The organism is Thiohalobacter sp., from assembly GCF_027000115.1.
Lineage (GTDB): Bacteria > Pseudomonadota > Gammaproteobacteria > Thiohalobacterales > Thiohalobacteraceae > JALTON01.
Genome location: NZ_JALTON010000024.1, coordinates 1 through 18448, shown reverse-complemented (window position 1 = coordinate 18448; position 18448 = coordinate 1). Strand labels below are relative to the sequence as shown.

The following is an 18448-nucleotide window of genomic DNA, read 5'->3' as shown; positions in this document are numbered from 1 at the left end:
GATTACATCGAGATGTTCTACAACCGCCGTCGCAAGCACGGCTACAATGACATGCTCTCGCCGGTGGAGTACGAGAAAAGATATTTTATGAAGCTCGAGAGTGTCTAGAGAACCCGGGGCGATTCAAAATGACCTTAGTTACAAATGTGCTCGGCTCCATCTCCTGGCCAAACAAAACCCCTTGTTCTGCCTTTTGAACTTTTACGCGAAAGAGATATAAATTAGCCATGAGTTTTCCCTACCGCTAACGGCCTGCACCAGCGGCGGCGCAAAGCGCCGTCCGAGCCGCGCAGCGGCGAACTGGGTGCTGTTGTTATGTGGCTTACATTTCATTTGCCACCTCAATAAGATTGCCGCTTGGATCACGGAAGTAAAATGACAGCAGCGACCCATTGGCCCCGGTGCGACTTACTGGCCCCTCGATAATTTTTACACCACAGCTTTTCACGTGGCTCATAGCGTTTTCCAGCTCCACTGGGGTAACAAAGCATAAATCTGCGGAACCCGGAACGGGACGACTTGCTTTGGGCTCATACTCATTCCCTGACACATGAAGATTGATCTTCTGAGCACCGAACTTCAATGCTACCCGGCCGTCGCCAAAAGTTATAGGCGCCATGCCCAATACCCTTTCGTAAAATAGTTTTGTTTCATCCATATCTTGTACCGTCAGGACGAGGTGATCTATCTTTGTTACTTCCATGTCTCAGTTTCTGGCCACATAACGATAAAGCTGTGCGGCGCAAACGAAGCGCAGCGTAGTTTGCGTCCGAACGAGCGGCTTGTTATATGACTTTATTTGACTCTTCCATTTAACGCCAACAACCTCGCAACAACTGCCATGCCGATGTTTTGAAATTGCTCTTCCGTAAGATTCATGTCATCAATTTCAGCGTTGCCCATTTCTGGAGTAAATGTATAAAAGCAGTCATATTTCCATGTGATTGGGTTTTTATCTTTATCGGCAACAACGTCATCCATAAAGATTCGGCTTTTCCCATTACCCATGTCTCTAAGGCAAACGACCAAGCCAGATTTACTTCTTTTTTTATCGTCGAATTCCATGACTCTCCTATGGCATATAACGACCAAGCTGTGCGGCGCAAACGAAGCGCAGCGCAGTTTGCGTCCGAACGAGCGCATTGTTATGTGTTACATCCAACCGTAAAACCTTTGAAGTGCACTTGCGAGAAGGCTGCTCGCAACGCCAAGCTCAATTTGCCAAGAAGCATCAACGGCTTTTGAGAGCATGCTTTGCAACCACGATTTTACAGAGACACCAAACTCACCTTGCTTTGGCCCGCCTTCGGCGGCGTCTGCGGCGATAGCTGCTTTTAGTGCCTCTATATCTGCATCTTCAACGCCGTGTTCTCTCAGAGTTTCTGTAAGACTATTAAAGTCTCCTTTGATAACTGTTGCATTAATCCGTTGCGTATTACCACTACCTACTATTACAGTAGCGTTATCGCCAAATATCGCGTTATTGAATATGTTTTCAGCATCTGTAACAGCGGCACGCTGTTTCACTTCTTCATCGCTCATTTCGTCATCGAAACTTTCATTAAGCTCCAATAAGAAATCGAGCAAACGTGACCGTACTTGTGTAAGGATTGATGTGATTCCAGATAGTTGGATCTCGCTCCATGCGCTTTGAATTTGAAAGCCGCCTGACAATGGCTCACCTAGCATGTGATTGGCCTCCATTGGAATAGGTCGCCTAAGGCTACCACCATCTGATTCCGTGAATTTCTCTAGAACAGCTAATGATTCTGTCATTTTTGCTGTTTCTAGAGATTCTCTATATGAATCTTTTAAGTGCATGGTGGGTATTGGATGAGCATTTACTTGATAAGCCATATTAGCCATATTGGCCAATACTTGAGCAGGTAATATTCTGTAAGAAGGCAGGTTGCTATCATCAGGATAGCCGTTTAATTCATTATTGACCCAATCGATTAACTCCTTGTGGCCTATTTTATGCAGAACTACTTTTGTTTTTATAAGCGCTTCGGTAAGACTCCCATCCCCGTTACTGAGCAAATCAATAATTTCGCTTATTAGCTTCATGTTGTGTTCTTCCTACACATAACATTGATTAGACGGCCTCAGGCCGCAAAGCAAACACGGCCGCCGGCCGTATAGCATTCCTCGCGAACGGCATTTCCGCGCCGCGCCCACGGTCAACGCTAGTAGAAAAACAGCGGTGCAGCAAGACGTTGGCGGATCCGGGCTGGCCGGTTGGTGATTTCGCGCGGTTGCGTCGGTTGCGTGATAGGCGGCGTGGGTCTGACCGTCTATCATCCAGCGGTTTGCGACTGTCTGTGGGGGTGTTCGAGCCGGGACATCTGAAGGCGCGCCTGTTTTCGCCCACAAAAAAGCCCCCGCGTTGCGGGGGCTCGGGTCGGGCCTTGAAGGGTGTGCGCGTTACGCCGCCAGTGTCGCCTTGAGCTTGCGAATGGCGTTGTTCTCGATCTGGCGGATGCGCTCGGCGGAGACGCCATAGCGGTCGGCCAGTTCCTGCAGCGTGGTCTTGTCCTCGGACAGCCAGCGTTCCTGCAGGATGGTGCGGCTGCGCTCGTCCAGCGAGGCCAGGGCCTCGGCCAGGGCTTCGTGGTTGTGGGCATCCCAGTCGGTCGCCTCGATGACTTCGGCCGGGTCCACGACGGCATCGGCGGTCAGGTAGGCGGCCGGGGCGAAGTGCCGTGGCTCGTCGTCGCTGTCGTCCACGCCGGGGTCGAAGGCGATGTCCTGGCCGCTGAGGCGGCTTTCCATCTCGCGCACCGTTTCCGGCTTGACGCCGAGATCGCGGGCGACGGCCTCGACCTCTGCGTTGTTCAGCCAGCCGAGACGCTTCTTGGCGCTGCGCAGGTTGAAGAACAGCTTGCGCTGGGCCTTGGTGGTGGCCACCTTGACGATGCGCCAGTTGCGCAGGATGAACTCGTGGATCTCGGCGCGCACCCAGTGCACGGCGAAGGACACCAGCCGCACCCCGACCGCGGGGTCGAAGCGCTTGACCGCCTTCATCAGGCCGATGTTGCCTTCCTGGATCAGGTCGCCCAGGGGCAGGCCGTAGCCGTTGTAGCCGCGGGCGATGTGCACCACGAAGCGCAGGTGCGACAGCACGAGCTGGCGCGCGGCCTCGAGATCGTTCTGCTCCCGGTAGCGGGTGGCGAGTTCGCGCTCTTCCTCGGCCGAGAGCACGGGGAACTGGTTGACCCGGGCGATGTAGCCTGCCAGGTCGCCGCTCGGGAGCGGCAGGTTCTGATGGGGCAGTACCTTCGCGATTGCCGTAGTCATTGTCTTTCCCCTCCGCTTCGAATGTCCTTTTCCGCACATGATATTAGCACTCGCCCCCTTAGAGTGCCAAGGCGGCGCAAAAGTTTCACATGGGGGCTTTTTTGACTCAGATCAAGCAGATACCAGATTTCTGCCGTGGTTTTTGGCGTGGTACAGGGCCTGGTCGGCCTGGGCGAGCAGGCCGCCGAGATCGGGGCCGGGAATCCGTTCGCTGCTGGCGACGCCGACGCTGATGGTGATGGCGTGGCCGGCCGGCCGCTGCTGTTCGACCCGGGCGCGCAGGTGCTCGGCGCGGGCGCAGGCATCCTCCAGCCCGCAGCGTGGCAGGAGCACGGCGAATTCCTCGCCCCCGAAACGGCAGACCAGGGTGTCTTCGCGCACCGCGGTGCGGAGGATGCCGCCCATGGCGGCGAGCACCCGGTCACCTTCCAGGTGGCCGTGGGTGTCGTTGAGCCGCTTGAAGTGGTCGATGTCGATCAGCATCACCGAAACCGGGAGGTTGCGGCGGTCGCACAGGAAGCGCTCGCCCTGCTCGATCAGGTAGCGTTTGTTGTGGACGCCGGTCAGGCCGTCGGTGGTGGCCAGGTGGCGCATTTCCTCGTTCTGTTTCTTCAGCGCCAGGAACTGTTGCTTGATCAGCAGCAGCGAGCGGATGCGCGCGATGAGGATCTCCTCGACGATCGGCTTCTGCACGAAATCGTTGGCGCCGGCATGGAAGACCTCGACCTGGCGATCCGCCTCTTGCGCGTCGGTGAGCACCAGCACGGGCATTTCCTGCTGGGAATAGCGGAATTTGGTGCGGATGGCATGGAGCAGGTCGCCGCCGGTGAGACGGTCCTTGAGGTAGAAATCGGTGACCACCACGTCGTAGCCCGCGTCCTCGTCGGCACCGCCCGCGGCACCCATGGCCAGCAGCTCGATGGCGCGCTCGGCGGTGTTGCAGTGGGTCACCTGCAGCCCGTGGTGTTCCATCACCCGGCGGCTGTGGTGAGCGGTGGTGGGGCTGTCCTCGACATACAGGACCCGCCCGACCAGGCCCTGGTGGCGGCGGGTGAGTTCGCGGATGAAGTCGACGAAGGCCTGGTAGCCCAGCGACTTGTCGAAGTAGTCGGTGACGCCGGCGGCGAAGCCCTCGCGCAACAGGCGCTCGTTGGCGTCCCCGGACACCACCACCACCGGGGTATGGCGGTGCAGTTCGTGGCTCCGGACCCGCTTGGAGAGTTCCAGGCCGTCCATGTCCGGCAGCATCAGCGCCGTGGTGACCAGGTCGAAGCGATCGCGGGCGAGCCGCTCCAGTGCCTCTGCCGCAGAGCCGCAGAGGGTGATGTTCGCTTCGGGCATTTCCTCGTCGAGGATGCGGTTGACGATGGTGCGCGCCACCTCGGAACCGTCGACCACGAGGATGCGGGTGAGTGGGTTGAGCATGATAGAGCGGGACGATCCCTCGTCCACGTCCTCCCTGTCAGGCAATGCTGATACCCCTTATCGGCCGTTGGCGCGGCAACTTCAGTCGCCCGATGCCACGGAATCAGCCTACCGCGGTTCGATGACGCTCAGATGACGCCCGACGGCCAGCCAGGAACCGGCCAGGCCGAGGCCGGCGCCGAGGCCCAGCAGCAGGACCGCCGTGCCCGGATCCAGCCCCGACAGAGAGAAACTGCTGTGGTACAGGCCGGCCAGCCGGCTGACCGGTCCGGCCAGCAGCAGGTGGGCGGCCTCGACCAGCAGCACGGCGATCAGACCGCCGGCGAGTCCGTACCAGAAGCCGCCGTAGAGAAAGGGGCGACGGACGAAGGCATCGGTGCCGCCGACCAGCTTGGTCACCAGGATCTCCTCGTGCCGGTTCTGGATGTCGAGGCGGATGGTGTTGCCGATCACCAGCAGCACCGCCAGTGCCAGCAGGGCGCCGATCACCAGCACGCCGCGCCGGCCGATCTCCATCAGCGCCTGGAAGCGCCGGACCCACTGCAGGTCGAGCTGCGCCAGTTCGACCTCGGGCAGGCCCCGCAACCGTTCCAGCAGGGCGCCGGCGGCCTCCGGCCCGGCATGGCGTCCGTCGGGCTGCACGATCAGCACCGCCGGCAGCGGGTTCTCGGGCAGGGCGTCCAGCGCGTCCCCGAAGCCGGACAGCGCGCGGAACTCGGCCAGCGCCTGTTCCGGCGTCAGCAGGGTGACCTTCGCCACCTCCGGCCAGCCCTGCAGGCGCCCGGCCAGCGCGCGCGCGGCGTCGGCGTCGACTTCATGGCGCAGAAACAGTGACAGGCTGGCACCCCCGTCCCAGCCGGCGGACAGGCGTTGCAGGTTGTCGAGCAGGGTGAGCAGGCCGGCGGGCAGGGCCAGCGCGATGCCGATCACCGCGGCGGTCATCAGGCTGGAGGCGGGGTTGCGTGCCAGCCGCCCGAGGCTGGCCAGGGCCACCTGGGCATGGCGCAACAGGTAGCGGCGTGGTGACGGCAGCCGCAACCGCCCGTTGCGCGGCTGGCGATGGCGGGCGGCGGCAGGCGTGGCGCGGCCGACCGGGCGCCGGCGATTGCGGCGCCTCATGCGTTCAGCACCTCGGGATTGGTCAGCCGCCCTTCATGCAGCTTGAGGATGGGATAGGGCAGGCGGGTGACGAGATCGATGTCATGGGTGGCGATCAGCACGGTGACGCCCACCTGGTTGAACTGCTCGAACAGGTGCATGATCTCGCGCGAGAGTTCGGGGTCGAGGTTTCCGGTGGGCTCGTCGGCCAGCAGCAGCGGCGGCTTGTGCACCACGGCGCGAGCGATGCCCACCCGCTGTTGCTCGCCGCCGGACAGGGTCACGGGATAGGCGCGTTCCTTGTCCAGCAGCCCGACCTTGTCCAGCGCGGCGCGGACCCGGCGGCCCAGTTCGCGGTGGCCCACGCCCTGGATCACCAGCGGCAGGGCGACGTTGTCGAACACGGTGCGGTCGAACAGGAGCTGGTGGTTCTGGAAGATCAGCCCGATCTTGCGGCGGACGTAAGGGATCTGGCGGCGTCCGGCGCGGGTCAGGTTCTGGCCGTCGACGATCACCTGGCCCTGGCTGGCGCGCTCGATGAGCGCGATCAGCTTGAGCAGCGAGCTCTTGCCGGCGCCGGAGTGGCCGGTGAGAAAGGCCATCTGGCCCTGGCGCATGGTGAAATCCAGCCCGCGCAGGGCCTCGCGGCCGCCGGGATAGCGCTTGCTGACCTGGGTGAAGCGGATCATGCGATCCGGATGCAGGAGGCAAGAGACAAGAGACGAGTCACGGTCTGATCCTTCTCTGTGTCATCCCCCGCTCGGATCGGCGGCGGCCGATGCGTCGCCTTCCGTTCCCGAGAACAGCGCATCGACGAACTCCCGGGCGTCGAAGGGGCGCAGGTCCTCGGCGGCTTCGCCGACACCGATGAAGCGGATGGGCACGCCCAGCCGGCGGGCGATGGCGAAGATCACGCCGCCCCTTGCCGTGCCGTCGAGCTTGGTGAGGGTGATCCCGGTCAGGCCCACCGCCGCGTTGAACTGCAATGCCTGATTGAGCGCGTTCTGGCCGGTGCCGGCATCCACCACCAGCATCACCTCGTGCGGGGCACTCGGGTCCAGTTTGCCCAGCACGCGCTTGATCTTCTTCAGCTCTTCCATGAGGTTGGACTGGGTGTGCAGGCGTCCGGCGGTGTCGGCGATGAGCACGTCGATGCCACGCGCCTGCGCCGCCTGCAGGGCATCGAAGATGACCGAGGCCGAATCCGCCCCCTGCTGCTGGGCGATCACCGGCACCCCGTTGCGCTCGCCCCAGGTCTGGAGCTGTTCCACTGCCGCGGCGCGGAAGGTATCCCCGGCCGCGAGCATCACCGAGCGGCCCTCGGCCTTGAAGCGGGCCGCCAGCTTGCCGATGGTGGTGGTCTTGCCGGCGCCGTTGACGCCGACCATCAGGATCACGAAGGGCTGTTCCTGTTCCGGGATCTCCAGCGGCTTCGACACCGGTTCGAGCAGCGCCGTCATGTCCTCGCGCAGTGCGGCGAGCAGGGCCTCGGCGTCGTCGAGCTGCTTGCGGGCGACACGCCGGGTGAGGTCGCCGATGATCTCGGTGGTCGCCTCCACGCCGACGTCGGCGACCAGCAGCTGGGTCTCCAGTTCCTCCAGCAGCGCGTCGTCGATCTTGCGCCGGCCGCGCACCAGCCGCGAGATGCCCTCGGTCAGGCCGCTGCGGGTCTTGGCCAGGCCGTCGCGCAGGCGCGCGAACAGGCCCTTGCGGGGCTTGTCGTCGGATTTTTCCTCGGTGGGCTCGACCGGCTCCGCGGTCTTGTCCCTGTCGCGACCGAAACCAAAGATCATCGTGGCTGTCATTAGGCAAATGGGAAGGCTTCGCCTATCCTACCATCCGGCCCCGAACAGGGGAAAACACCCGACCAACAGGGGAGAGGCATGCGCAGAATGCTACTGACGCTGCTGGCGCTGTGGCTGCCGGCAACCGTGGCGCTGGCCGGCGAGTCCGCCGATCGCGTCCACGAGTACAGGCTCGACAACGGCCTGCGGCTGATCGTGAAGGAGGACCACCGGGCGCCGGTGGTGGTCTCGCAGGTGTGGTACCGGGTCGGTTCCAGCTACGAGCACGACGGCATCACCGGCATCTCGCATGTGCTCGAACACATGATGTTCAAGGGCACCGAGCGTTTCGGCCCCGGCGAGTTCTCGCGCATCATTGCCGAGAACGGCGGCCGCGAGAATGCCTTTACCAGCCGCGACTACACCGCCTACTTTCAGCGGCTGGAGAAGTCGCGCCTGGCGATCGCCTTCGAGCTGGAGGCCGATCGCATGCGCAACCTGCGCCTGGACCCCGAGGAAGTGAAGAAGGAGGTCAAGGTGGTGATGGAGGAACGCCGGCTGCGTACCGAGGACAACCCGCAGGCGTTGACCTTCGAGCAGTTCAATGCCACGGCCTTTCTCAACAGCCCCTACCGCATCCCCACCATCGGCTGGATGGACGATCTCGAGAATCTGAAGATCGAGGACCTGCAGGCCTGGTATGAAAAGTGGTATGCGCCGAACAACGCCATCCTGGTGGTCGCGGGCGATGTCGATCCGCAGGCCGTGCTGGCGTTGGCGAAGAAGCATTACGGTCCGCTCCGGCCCAGCCGGATCGAGCCGCCCAAGCCGCGCCGGGAGATGGTCCAGCGTGGCGAGCGCCGCATCCGGGTGCGTGTGCCGGCGGAATTGCCCTATATCCTGATGGGCTACAAGGTGCCGGTGGTGCTCACCGCCGAAGGCGACTGGGAACCCTATGCGCTGGAAGTGGCCGCCGGCATTCTCGATGGCGGCAACAGCGCGCGGCTGGCGCGCGAACTGGTGCGTGGCCAGGAGGTCGCCGCCAGCGCGGGGGCGGGCTATGACCTCTACGACCGGCAGGAGAGCCTGTTCCTGCTCGACGGCACGCCCGCCAACGGCCACGACATCGCCGAACTCGAAAAGGCGCTGCGCGAACAGGTACGCCGCCTGCAGACACGCCCGGTGACGGCCGACGAGCTGGCACGGGTGAAGGCGCAGGTGCTGGCCGGCGCGGTGTTCGAGGAGGACTCGGTGTTCTACCAGGCCATGCGCATCGGCCGGCTGGTATCGGTCGGGCTGGACTGGCGTCTCGACGAACAGTATGCCGACCGCATCCGGGCGGTGACGCCTGAACAGGTCCAGGCGGTGGCCCGCAAGTACCTGCGTGACGAGCGGCTGACCGTGGCCGTTCTCGATCCGCTGCCGATGGATGCCGAAATGCGGGCACGGGCCCGGGCGGCACAGATGAGGGGAGGCGCTCATGGCCATTGATTTCGGAACCGCTCTGCGCGCGCTGGCGCTGTGGCTGTTGCCGGTTCTGCCGGTCTGGGCCATGGCGCCCATCCAGCACTGGGAAACGGAAAACGGGGCACGGGTGTATTTCGTGCCCGCGCGCGAACTGCCCATGGTCGACGTGCGCCTGGTGTTCGATGCCGGCAGCGCGCGCGATGACGGGCATGCCGGGCTGGCCAGCCTGACCAGCGCCCTGCTCGACACCGGCGCCGGCGGGCTGGATGCCGACGAGATCGCCGCGCGGCTGGAAGGCGTGGGCGCCCGGCTGGGCAGTGGCGCGGCGCGGGACATGGCCTGGGTCAGGCTGCGCAGCCTGACCGATGCCGAACTGCTCGAGCCCGCGCTGGCACTGATGGCGAGCGTGATCGCCGAACCCGACTTCCGGCCCGAGGACTTCTCGCGTGAACGGGAACGCATGCTGGTGGCCCTGCAGTACGCGCAGCAGAAGCCGGGCGAGATCGCCGAGCGTGCCTTCTATCGTGCGCTCTATGGCGATCACCCCTATGCCTCGTCGCCCGACGGCACGCCGGAATCGGTCAAGGCCCTGACCCGGCGCCAGGTACAGGCCTTCCATCGCCGCTACTATGTGGCCCGCAATGCGGTGGTGGCCATCGTGGGCGACCTGGACCGCGCCGGTGCCGAGGCCATCGCCCGCCGCGTCACCGCCGGACTGCCGGCCGGCGAGCCGGCGCCGCCGCTGCCCGAGGTGCCCGCGTTGAGGCTGGCGCGCGAGGAACGTATCGCCCATCCCTCCACCCAGACCCACATCCTCATGGGCCAGCCCGGCGTGGCCCGCGGCGAGGACGACTACTTCGCGCTCTATGTCGGCAACTACGTGCTGGGGGGCGGCGGGCTGGTATCGCGCATCAGCGAGGAGATTCGCGAGAAACGCGGGCTGGCCTACAGTGCCTACAGCTACTTCCTGCCCATGGCGCGGCGCGGCCCTTTCCGGCTCGGGTTGCAGACCCGCAACGAGACGGCGGACGAGGCGCTGGACGTGCTGCGCCGGACGCTGGTGCGCTTCGTCGAGGCCGGTCCGACGGAGCAGGAACTCGTCGCCGCGCGGCGCCACATCACCGGCGGCTATCCCCTGCGCATCGACAGCAACGGCAAGATCCTGGAATACATCGCCATGATCGGCTTTTACCGCCTGCCGCTGGACTACCTGGAAACCTTCAATGCCCGCATCGAGGCCGTGACCCGGGAACAGGTTGCGGATGCCTTCCGCCGCCGGGTCGATCCCGATCGCATGGTGACGGTGATGGTCGGCGGGGCGGGCACCGACTGACAAGGATTGTCGGCCCGGGCTGACAGCCGGCTGCGGGCCGCTCCGACGGTGCCCGGCATTCGTTTCTGCCAGATTGCGCGGGTGGCTGCCAGGGAGGCGGCCACGCCCCCACACGAACAACCACCAGGGAGGGAACAAGACCATGGACGGTCGCATGTTGCGGCGCGCCCTGTGCGCACCGGTACTGCTTGGCCTGGCGAACATCGCGCAGGCGGACCTGATCATTTCCGAGATCTACTACGACGCCCCGTCCGGCGATGCGGGCAAGGTGTTCGTGGAACTGCATGGCCCGGCCGGCCTCGATCTGACCGGCCTCGCGTTGCAGGGCATCAACGGCGCCGATGGCAGTGTCTACAGGTCGGTGCTGCTGAGCGGCGTCATTCCGGCCGACGGCCTGTTCGTGATCGCCGACGACGCCGGCGGCGGCACCACGCTGGTGGCCAATGCCGACCTGATCGCGGATGTCGACTTCCAGAACGGGCCGGACAGCATCCGCCTGTGGAACGACGGTCTGGTCGTCGATGCCGTCGGCTACGGTGATTTCAGCACGGCCATTTTCGCCGGCGAGGGACAGGCCGCGCCCGACGCCGGCCCGGGCAGCAGCCTGTCCCGCATCGGACTGATGGACACCGACAACAACCTGGCCGATTTCGCCCTGACCGCGCCCACGCCCGGCACGGTCAGTGCCGTGCCCCTGCCGGCCGCCGTGTGGCTGTTCGGCAGCGGCCTGCTGGGGCTGGTCGGCGCCGCCCGCCGGCGTTGACCGGGCCGGTCCGTGCCGCCAGACTCGCGCCCTGAATCGGGAGCGAGTCATGGGCGGACGGACCGGCAACCAGTTGCGAATCATCGGCGGTGAATGGCGCAGCCGCCGGCTGCGCTTTGCCGATGCACCCGGCCTGCGGCCCACGCCGGACCGGGTGCGCGAGACCCTGTTCAACTGGCTGGTGTCCGACCTGCCAGGTGCGCGCTGCCTGGACCTGTTCGCCGGCAGTGGCGCACTGGGTTTCGAGGCCGCGTCACGGGGTGCCGGCGAAGTGGTGATGGTGGAGCGCGCCGCCGGCGTGGTTCGCCGCCTGCGCGAGAACCTGGCCCTGCTCGGTGCCGGCGAGCGCCTGCAGGTCGTGCAGGCCGATGCCCTGCGCTTTCTCGCCGGTCCGCCCCGGCCCTTCGACATCGTCTTCCTCGATCCGCCCTACGGCAAGGGCCTGCTCGAGCCCGCGCTGAAGGCACTGGAAGGGGGCTGGCTGGCCCCGGGGGCCGTGCTCTACATCGAGGCGGAAAGCAGCCTGCCGGAGGCCACGCTTGCGGGCTGGTTGCCGCAGGGCTACGCGATCACCCGCCGGGGCACGGCGGGGACGGTGGGGTATTTTCTTGTGAGGCGTGAGGTGTGAGGCGTGCGCACCCTCCGGCCTGTTCCGGGCGCTTCGTTTCGCGTGGGGGCAGCGGAATCGTCAGCTGGTCTCGCTGGTGATGCGCTCGTACTTGGCCAGCAGCTCTTCCTCGGTTTCCACGTGGTCCGGGTCGACGATGATGCAGTCCACCGGGCAGACCTCCAGGCACTGTGACACCTCGTAATGGCCCTTGCACTCGGTGCAGAGGTCGGGATTGATCTCGTAGATCTCGCCCCCCTGGAAGATGGCACCGTTGGGGCATTCGGGTTCGCAGACGTCGCAGTTGATGCACTCGTCGGTGATGAGCAGGGCCATGGGTGGATCTCCGGTTCGGTTACTACGGCCGAGGGTTGTCTGGCGGCCGGTAATATTACCCCAGACGCGCCTTCAGCGCAGCCACAACGGCACTGTGGACAAAGGGCGAGACGTCTCCGCCCAGTGCCGCGATTTCCCGTACAAGGCTCGAGGAAACAAAGGCGTACTGCTCCGCTGGCGTGAGGAACAGGGTCTCGATGCCGGGTGCGAGCTGGCGGTTCATGCTGGCGAGCTGGAACTCGTACTCGAAGTCCGATACCGCGCGCAGGCCGCGCAGGATGACCCCTGCACCCTGGGCGCGGACGAAGTCGACCAGCAGGCCCTCGAAGGGCAGCACGCGGACATTGGGCAGATCGGCCAGCACCTCGCGGGCCAGCGCGACGCGGGTGTCCAGATCGAAGGCGGGCGTCTTGGCCGGACTGGCTGCAATGGCGAGGATGACCCGGTCGAACAGCCGGGCGGCGCGCTCCACCAGGTCGCTGTGGCCGTTGGTGATGGGGTCGAAGGTGCCCGGATAGACCGCGGTGACGTCCATGCCGGCATTATGGGCGAGCCGGCAGGGTGACACCAGCGGCGGCAGCCCGGACAATGCCGGCAGTCATGCCATTCCAGGGAGCCGATCCATGTACCAGCGGGCGCTTACCGTTCTTTTCCTGTGCTGGCTGCTGCCCGCAGTCGCGCTCGCGGGCGACCGGCCGCCCCCGCGGCCGGGCCTGGCGGCGATCGCCAGTGCCCATCCCCTGGCCACCGCCGCCGGCCGCGAGATCCTCGACGCCGGGGGCAATGCCTTCGATGCCGCGGTGGCGGTGAGCGCGGCGCTGGCCGTGGTCGAGCCCTACAGCTCGGGCATCGGCGGCGGTGGCTTCTGGCTGCTGCATCGTGCCGCGGACGGCTTCGAGACCATGGTCGACGGCCGCGAGCGCGCGCCGCTGGCCGCCCATCGCGACCTCTATCTCGACGAGGCGGGCCGGGTGGTGCCGGGCCTGTCCATGGATGGCGCGCTGGCCGCGGGCATCCCCGGCGAACCGGCGGCGCTGGCCCATATCGCCGAGCGCTACGGTCGTCTGCCGCTGGCGGCGAGTCTGGCGCCGGCCATCCGCCTGGCGCGCGAAGGCTTCGAGGTCGACGACCACTACCGGGCCATGGCGCGCTTTCGCCGCGACGCCCTGCGCCGGCAGCCGGAGGCAGCCCGGCTGTTTCTCGTCGACGGCGAGGTGCCGCCGCCGGGCCATCGCATCCGCCAGCCGGAACTGGCGCTGACGCTGGAGCGGCTGGCCGCGCAGGGCCGCGAGGGCTTCTATGGCGGCGAGCTGGCGCGGGCGCTGGTGGCGGGCGTGCGCGCGGCCGGCGGCATCTGGAGCCTGCGCGATCTGGCCGAGTACCGGGTGGTGGAGCGTACGCCGGTGCGTGGCCGCTATCGCGGCGTGGACATCGTGAGCGCGGCACCCCCCTCGTCCGGCGGCGTGGTGCTGATGGAGGCGCTCAACATCCTTGCGGGCTATCCGCTGGCCCGGCTCGACGAGGCCACCCGTACCCATCTGATCGTCGAGGCCTGGCGCCGTGCCTATCGCGACCGGGCGCAGTACCTGGGTGACCCGGACTTTGTGACCCCGCCGCTGGCGCGGCTGCTGAGCCCCGATTACGCGGCCGGCCTGCGCGCCGGCATCCGTCTCGACCGGGCCACGCCCAGCGCGGCGCTGGCGCCGGTCACGGCCGGGCCGGAAGGCCCGCACACCACGCACTTTTCCATCCTCGATGCCGAGGGCAACCGGGTGGCCGCGACCCTGTCCGTCAATTATCCCTTCGGCGCCGCCTTCGTGGTGCCCGGCACCGGCGTGCTGCTCAATGACGAGATGGACGACTTCTCGGCCAAGCCCGGGGTGCCCAATGCCTACGGGCTGGTCGGCGCCGAGGCCAATGCCATCGCCCCCGGCAAGCGCATGCTGTCCTCCATGACCCCGACCTTCCTCGACGACGGTCGGCGGGTGGCGGTGCTGGGTACCCCGGGCGGCTCGCGCATCATCAGCATGGTGATGCTGGGCACGCTGGCCTTCGTCGAGGGCGGGACGCCGGCCGACTGGGTGGCGCGGCCGCGCTTCCACCACCAGTACCTGCCCGATGTCGTGCAGCTCGAGCCGGACGCCCTGTCGCCCGAGGTGCGTGCCGCGCTGCGGGTGCGGGGGCACCTGCTGGAGCAGCAGACACGTCCCTGGGGCAACATGCAGGCCCTGGTCTGGGATCGGACCAGTGGTCGTGTCGAGGCGGCGAGCGATCCGCGCGGGGTCGGCGCGGCCGCGGTCTGGCGTCCGCGGGCGGCTGGCGCGACGCAGCGCTGACCCGGGCAGGGCGGCGTATAATGCACCGTTCGAGTTGCCTGAGGAGAAAGCCCATGCGCATCCGCCTGAGCGCGGCCCTGTTGCTGTTCGCGGCCCTGTCCGCGGCCCATGCCCAGACCCTGCCGCTGGCCTGGGTGGAGGATTTCGAGGGCAAGCGCATCGTCATCTACGCCGATCGCCACCGGCTGGAGTCGCCGGCCTGGGCGCCGGGCGAGAAGCCGCTGCCTCTGGGCGTCGATGCCGCCATCGCCCGGGTGCGCGACTGGGCCCGCCGTGAGCTGCCGCAGTTCGACGACATCGAGATCCATGAAATCGCCCTCAAGTCGCTGCGCGATTCCGGCGGGCGACACTACTGGCACTACATCGTGTATTTCAACGGGGTGTCCGAGGGTCTGGTCATTGCGCGGCCGCGGCATTTCGTCGCCGTGCTGCTGGACGGCACCGTGATTCCCGCCGTGGTCGAGCCGCGGCCCTGATCACACCACCACGGCGACCTCCACCGCCCCTTCCTTGCGGGTCACGTTGATGCCGACATCGTGGTCATGGCGGGTCAGTTCCAGATCCAGGGTCGCGGCCCCCACCCGCAGGTTGCGGATCTGCACCTGGTGCAGGTAGTCGGGGAGCTGGGGGTGGTCGAAACGGATCTGCGGGCTGTCGGCCGAGAAGTCCAGGCCGAGGGCTGCCTGCAACAGATGGAACACCACGCCCGAGGCCCAGGCCTGCGGCGCGCAGGCCACGGGATAGCGGGTCGGTCCCTGGCCGGGTCGGCGCCGGAAGCCGCAGAAAAGTTCCGGCAGGCGGTGAAGGTCCAGTGCAATGCTGGCGTCGAACAGGCCGGTGAGGATGCGCATGGCCGCGTCCTTGTAGCCGTAGCGGGCGAGGCCGGCGGCGATCAGGCCATTGTCGTGGGGCCATACCGAACCGTTGTGGTAGGACATGGGGTTGTAGCGGGCCTCGCCCTGGGCGAGGGTGCGCACGCCCCAGCCGCTGAAACTGCGGTCGTCCATCAGTGTCTGGGCCACCCGGCGCGCATATTCGGCGCTGGCGATGCCCGTGAACAGGGTGTGCCCCGCGTTCGAGCTGCGCACCGCACAGGGTCGGCCCTCGCCGTCCAGTGCCAGGGCATAGGTGCCCAGCGCCTCCAGCCAGAAGGCCGCGTTGAAGCGTGACTTGAGTTCCGCCGCCTGCGCTTCGAGTTCGGCGGCACGTTCCCGCTCGCCGAACAGCGCCGCCAGCCGCGCGGCGGCGAGGCGGGCAGCATAGACATAGCCCTGCACCTCGCACAGGGCGATGGGGCCGGGGGCGTCGCGGCCATCGGCGTGGAACACGGAATCGTCCGAGTCCTTCCAGCCCTGCTGTACCAGGCCGCGCTCGGCATGGCGGGCATAGTCGATGAAACCGTCGCCGTTGCTGTCACCATGGTCATCGATCCAGCCCAGTGCCGCCTCGATGTTGGGCCAGATGGCTTCGAGGAAGGGGCGGTCGCCGGTGCGGTCGTAATAGGCGCCCGCCAGCATGACGAACAAGGGCGTGGCATCGACGCTGCCGTAGTAGCGCCCGAACGGGATCTCGCCCAGTGCCGCCATCTCGCCCTGGCGTACCTCGTGCAGGATCTTGCCGGGCTCGGCGTCCCGCTCCGGGTTTTCCTCGCGGGCCTGGTGTGCCGCCAGGTAGGCCAGTACACCGCGCGCCAGCCCGGGTGCCAGCCACAGGTACTGCATCGCGGTGATCAGGCCATCCCGCCCGAAGGGGGTAGCGAACCAGGGCACGCCCGCGTGCGGGTAGGGGCCCTGCTCGGTGTCGCCGGTGAGCATGGCAAGGTCGGCGGCGGAGCGGTTCAGCCAGTCGTTGAACTGTTCGTTGGAGGTGAAGACCTCGCCCAGCGCGGCGCATTCCTCACGGCGGCGGGCCCGGGCCAGGCTGCGGGCGCGATCGAAACCGGGCCGGCTGCGGCGGCTGTGGCCGTTCTCGCAGGCGATGACCAGCGACAGCGTTTCGCACTGGCCGGGACCGACGGTGAGCTCGAACTCGGCCCGATCCGGTTCCAGCCGGGCCGGCTGGCGATCGAAACGGATGCGGGTGCGGCGAGTGACCCGATCCAGACCACGGTAGCCCAGCACCAGCTCCCGTTCCTCGATGACCGCCGGCAACGGCTCGCCGCGCCGCGGGCGGTGCGCGCCGCGGACCTCGAAGATGTCGACGAAGTCGGCGGCCAGCGCAAGCCGCAGGCGCAGGGTCAGGGGACGATCGCCATAGTTGTACAGGCGAATGTACTCGTGTTCGGCGCTGTCCCAGATCAGCTTGCGCCTGAGGATGTGCAGGCTGTGACTGGGCGTGACCGGCTGGCCCTGCTGGTGCATGGCCGGCATGGTCAGGTCCACGGTCAGCTCGCTGTTGTCCTTGCTGACGGAGGAATTGAGCAACAGCGGGCGCTGGCCGTTGACGGTCAGTTCCAGGCCGGACAGGTGACGGGTACCCTCGTGGTAGAGGCCCTGTTCGCCCAGCCCCAGGGACTGGAAGTCGCCGAAGCGGTCGTGAACGGCGAAGGTCTCGTCCAGCTTGAGTACCCGCGTGCGGTCGTCGGCCAGTGACGAGGCCGCGCGCACATAGAGGTGGTCGTCCACCTCGATGATGTCTTCCACGGGCTGGCTGTGTTCGCTCATCGCTACACCGCGATGCGTGCACGCTGCTGCCGCTTCAGCACCGTCTCATAAGCCTCGATGTAGGCATCGGCCATGTGGCGGGCAGTGAAGCGTTCCTCGAAGGCGGCCCGGCACTGGGCACGGTCGATGTCGTCGATGCGGGCCACGGCCTCGATGGCGGCGCTGAGATTGTCGACGATGAAACCGCTGCGCCCGTCTTCGATGACCTCCGGCACCGAGCCGCGGCGGTAGGCGATCACCGGCGTGCCGCAGGCCATGGCCTCGGTCATCACCAGCCCGAAGGGCTCCGGCCAGTCGATCGGGAACAGCAGAGCGCGGGCGCCGCCCAGGAAGTCGCTCTTGTCCGCCTCGCCGATCTCGCCGACGTACTCGATCAGCGGGTGGTCCATCTGTGGCGCAACGATCTCCTCGTAGTATTGCCGGTCCGCGGCATCGATCTTGGCCGCCACCTTGAGCGGCAGCCCCGCGGCCTTGGCGATCTCCAGTGCCCGGGTGATGCCCTTCTCGGGCGAGATGCGACCGAGGAAGGCCAGGTAGCCCTGGTGCTCGGGATGGAAGCGGTACAGGTCCTCCGGCAGGCCGTTGTAGACGGTGGCCACCCAGTCGGCCATGGGCAGCGGGCCGCGCTGGTCGTTGGAGATGGAGACCACGGGCATGTCGCCGTAGGCCCGGTACAGGGGTGCGAGATCGGGGATGTCGAGCCGGCCGTGCAGGGTGGTGAGATGCGGCAGCGACAGCGCGCGCGCCAGCGGGAAGTGCAGGTAGTCGATGTGGAAGTGGATGATGTCGTAGCGGTGGGCATCACGCAGCACGCGGTCGAGCATCAGCACGTGATGGGCCAGCGGGTCGCGGCAGTCCCCCTTCAGGCGCAGGCCCGCCGCTACCACCGGCACCAGTTCGGCACGGGTGCGTGAATCGCCACTGGCGTAGAGGGTGACCTCGTGGCCGGCGTCCACCAGCGCCTCGGTCAGATAGGACACCACGCGCTCGGTGCCGCCGTAGGTGCGCGGCGGGACGCTCTCGTGCAGGGGGGCAACCTGGGCAATCTTCATCGATGCAATCCTCCTCGGTCCATAAAGAAGTCACATGCGACAAGGATCAGGAATACCACGCGCCGGACTGTGCCGGCGACAGGGTGGGGGACTGTCAGATAGGGACGGACGGCGGCCCTTTCAAGCCCGCTAGCTGTGTAAACCCACCAGGTTGTTCACGGCTGGCAGCCGGCTGATGGGCGGGTGGTAGTCCAGGCTAGCATGAGGGCGATGCCAGTTGTACTGGTGGAGCCAGCGGGGGAGATGGCTCGCCCGCTGTTCGGAGGTATCGTAGGCGCGGGCATAGG

General features: G+C 66.1%; 20 protein-coding genes. 7 read left to right on the top strand and 13 right to left on the bottom strand.

All coding sequences use genetic code 11. The features are described 5' to 3' along the window. Window positions 1–108 (top strand): IS3 family transposase (locus tag MVF76_RS13035; RefSeq protein WP_411293544.1); only part of this gene is annotated, 108 nt, incomplete at its 5' end. A gap of 214 nt (window positions 109–322) precedes the next feature. Here the strand turns inward: MVF76_RS13035 and MVF76_RS03780 are convergent. From MVF76_RS03780 to ftsY, 8 genes are all read right to left on the bottom strand, one after another. Next, entirely contained in the window at window positions 323–703 is a 381-nt protein-coding gene (locus MVF76_RS03780; protein WP_297527457.1) for a VOC family protein, read from the bottom strand. 92 nt (window positions 704–795) lie between these two features. Further along, a complete protein-coding gene (locus MVF76_RS03775; protein WP_297527456.1) occupies window positions 796–1065 on the bottom strand; it encodes a hypothetical protein in 270 nt (89 codons plus the stop codon). An 87-nt stretch (window positions 1066–1152) separates the two neighbouring features. After that, window positions 1153–2067: an AbiTii domain-containing protein gene (locus tag MVF76_RS03770; RefSeq protein WP_297527455.1), complete on the bottom strand. Its 915-nt coding sequence runs from the start codon at window positions 2065–2067 to the stop codon at window positions 1153–1155. A gap of 357 nt (window positions 2068–2424) precedes the next feature. Further along, entirely contained in the window at window positions 2425–3297 is an 873-nt protein-coding gene (rpoH, locus tag MVF76_RS03765) for an RNA polymerase sigma factor RpoH (RefSeq protein ID WP_297527454.1), read from the bottom strand. Between the two features lie 111 nt (window positions 3298–3408). After that, window positions 3409–4722, bottom strand: coding sequence for a diguanylate cyclase (locus tag MVF76_RS03760; protein WP_297527453.1), 1314 nt, complete (start codon window positions 4720–4722; stop codon window positions 3409–3411). 108 nt (window positions 4723–4830) lie between these two features. Then, a complete protein-coding gene (ftsX, locus tag MVF76_RS03755) occupies window positions 4831–5841 on the bottom strand; it encodes a permease-like cell division protein FtsX (protein WP_297527452.1) in 1011 nt (336 codons plus the stop codon). Further along, window positions 5838–6509, bottom strand: a complete 672-nt coding sequence (gene ftsE / locus MVF76_RS03750; protein ID WP_297527451.1) for a cell division ATP-binding protein FtsE — start codon at window positions 6507–6509, stop codon at window positions 5838–5840. Before ftsE ends, ftsX begins: the two co-directional genes overlap by 4 nt. A gap of 60 nt (window positions 6510–6569) precedes the next feature. Beyond that, the gene (ftsY, locus tag MVF76_RS03745; protein WP_317622925.1) at window positions 6570–7613 is read right to left on the bottom strand and encodes a signal recognition particle-docking protein FtsY; all 1044 of its coding nucleotides are present in this window, start codon (window positions 7611–7613) and stop codon (window positions 6570–6572) included. A gap of 90 nt (window positions 7614–7703) precedes the next feature. On the opposite strand from ftsY, the gene MVF76_RS03740 reads away from it, so the two are divergent. The 4 genes from MVF76_RS03740 (at window position 7704) to rsmD (ending at window position 11795) form a co-directional block, all read left to right on the top strand. Next, window positions 7704–9095 (top strand): M16 family metallopeptidase, encoded by a 1392-nt coding sequence (locus tag MVF76_RS03740; protein WP_317622924.1) that lies wholly within the window; start codon window positions 7704–7706, stop codon window positions 9093–9095. Further along, window positions 9085–10404: a M16 family metallopeptidase gene (locus MVF76_RS03735; RefSeq protein ID WP_297527450.1), complete on the top strand. Its 1320-nt coding sequence runs from the start codon at window positions 9085–9087 to the stop codon at window positions 10402–10404. The genes MVF76_RS03740 and MVF76_RS03735 overlap by 11 nt, the downstream gene beginning before the upstream one ends. A gap of 142 nt (window positions 10405–10546) precedes the next feature. Further along, window positions 10547–11167 (top strand): lamin tail domain-containing protein, encoded by a 621-nt coding sequence (locus MVF76_RS03730; protein WP_297527449.1) that lies wholly within the window; start codon window positions 10547–10549, stop codon window positions 11165–11167. Window positions 11168–11216: 49 nt separating this feature from the next. After that, window positions 11217–11795 carry a 16S rRNA (guanine(966)-N(2))-methyltransferase RsmD gene (gene rsmD / locus MVF76_RS03725; protein ID WP_297527448.1) on the top strand — a complete coding sequence of 193 codons (579 nt, stop codon included), beginning with the start codon at window positions 11217–11219 and terminating at the stop codon, window positions 11793–11795. 60 nt (window positions 11796–11855) lie between these two features. On the opposite strand, the gene MVF76_RS03720 is transcribed toward rsmD, so the two are convergent. After that, window positions 11856–12110 (bottom strand): YfhL family 4Fe-4S dicluster ferredoxin, encoded by a 255-nt coding sequence (locus MVF76_RS03720; RefSeq protein WP_297527447.1) that lies wholly within the window; start codon window positions 12108–12110, stop codon window positions 11856–11858. A 55-nt stretch (window positions 12111–12165) separates the two neighbouring features. Continuing rightward, a complete protein-coding gene (gene coaD / locus MVF76_RS03715; protein WP_297527446.1) occupies window positions 12166–12645 on the bottom strand; it encodes a pantetheine-phosphate adenylyltransferase in 480 nt (159 codons plus the stop codon). A gap of 88 nt (window positions 12646–12733) precedes the next feature. Here coaD and ggt point away from each other — a divergent pair, with 88 nt between their 5' ends. Both ggt and MVF76_RS03705 read left to right on the top strand, forming a co-directional pair. Continuing rightward, window positions 12734–14446, top strand: coding sequence for a gamma-glutamyltransferase (ggt, locus tag MVF76_RS03710; RefSeq protein ID WP_411293543.1), 1713 nt, complete (start codon window positions 12734–12736; stop codon window positions 14444–14446). A gap of 53 nt (window positions 14447–14499) precedes the next feature. After that, a complete protein-coding gene (locus tag MVF76_RS03705) occupies window positions 14500–14922 on the top strand; it encodes a hypothetical protein (protein WP_297527444.1) in 423 nt (140 codons plus the stop codon). On the opposite strand, the gene MVF76_RS03700 is transcribed toward MVF76_RS03705, so the two are convergent. The 3 genes from MVF76_RS03700 to MVF76_RS03690 all read right to left on the bottom strand — a co-directional run. Further along, window positions 14923–17109: an amylo-alpha-1,6-glucosidase gene (locus MVF76_RS03700; protein WP_297527443.1), complete on the bottom strand. Its 2187-nt coding sequence runs from the start codon at window positions 17107–17109 to the stop codon at window positions 14923–14925. It lies immediately after the preceding gene. A gap of 2 nt (window positions 17110–17111) precedes the next feature. Then, a complete protein-coding gene (locus tag MVF76_RS03695) occupies window positions 17112–18161 on the bottom strand; it encodes a glycosyltransferase family 4 protein (protein WP_297527442.1) in 1050 nt (349 codons plus the stop codon). 129 nt (window positions 18162–18290) lie between these two features. Further along, the coding region (locus MVF76_RS03690; RefSeq protein WP_297527458.1) for an integrase core domain-containing protein at window positions 18291–18448 on the bottom strand (158 nt) is incomplete at its 5' end.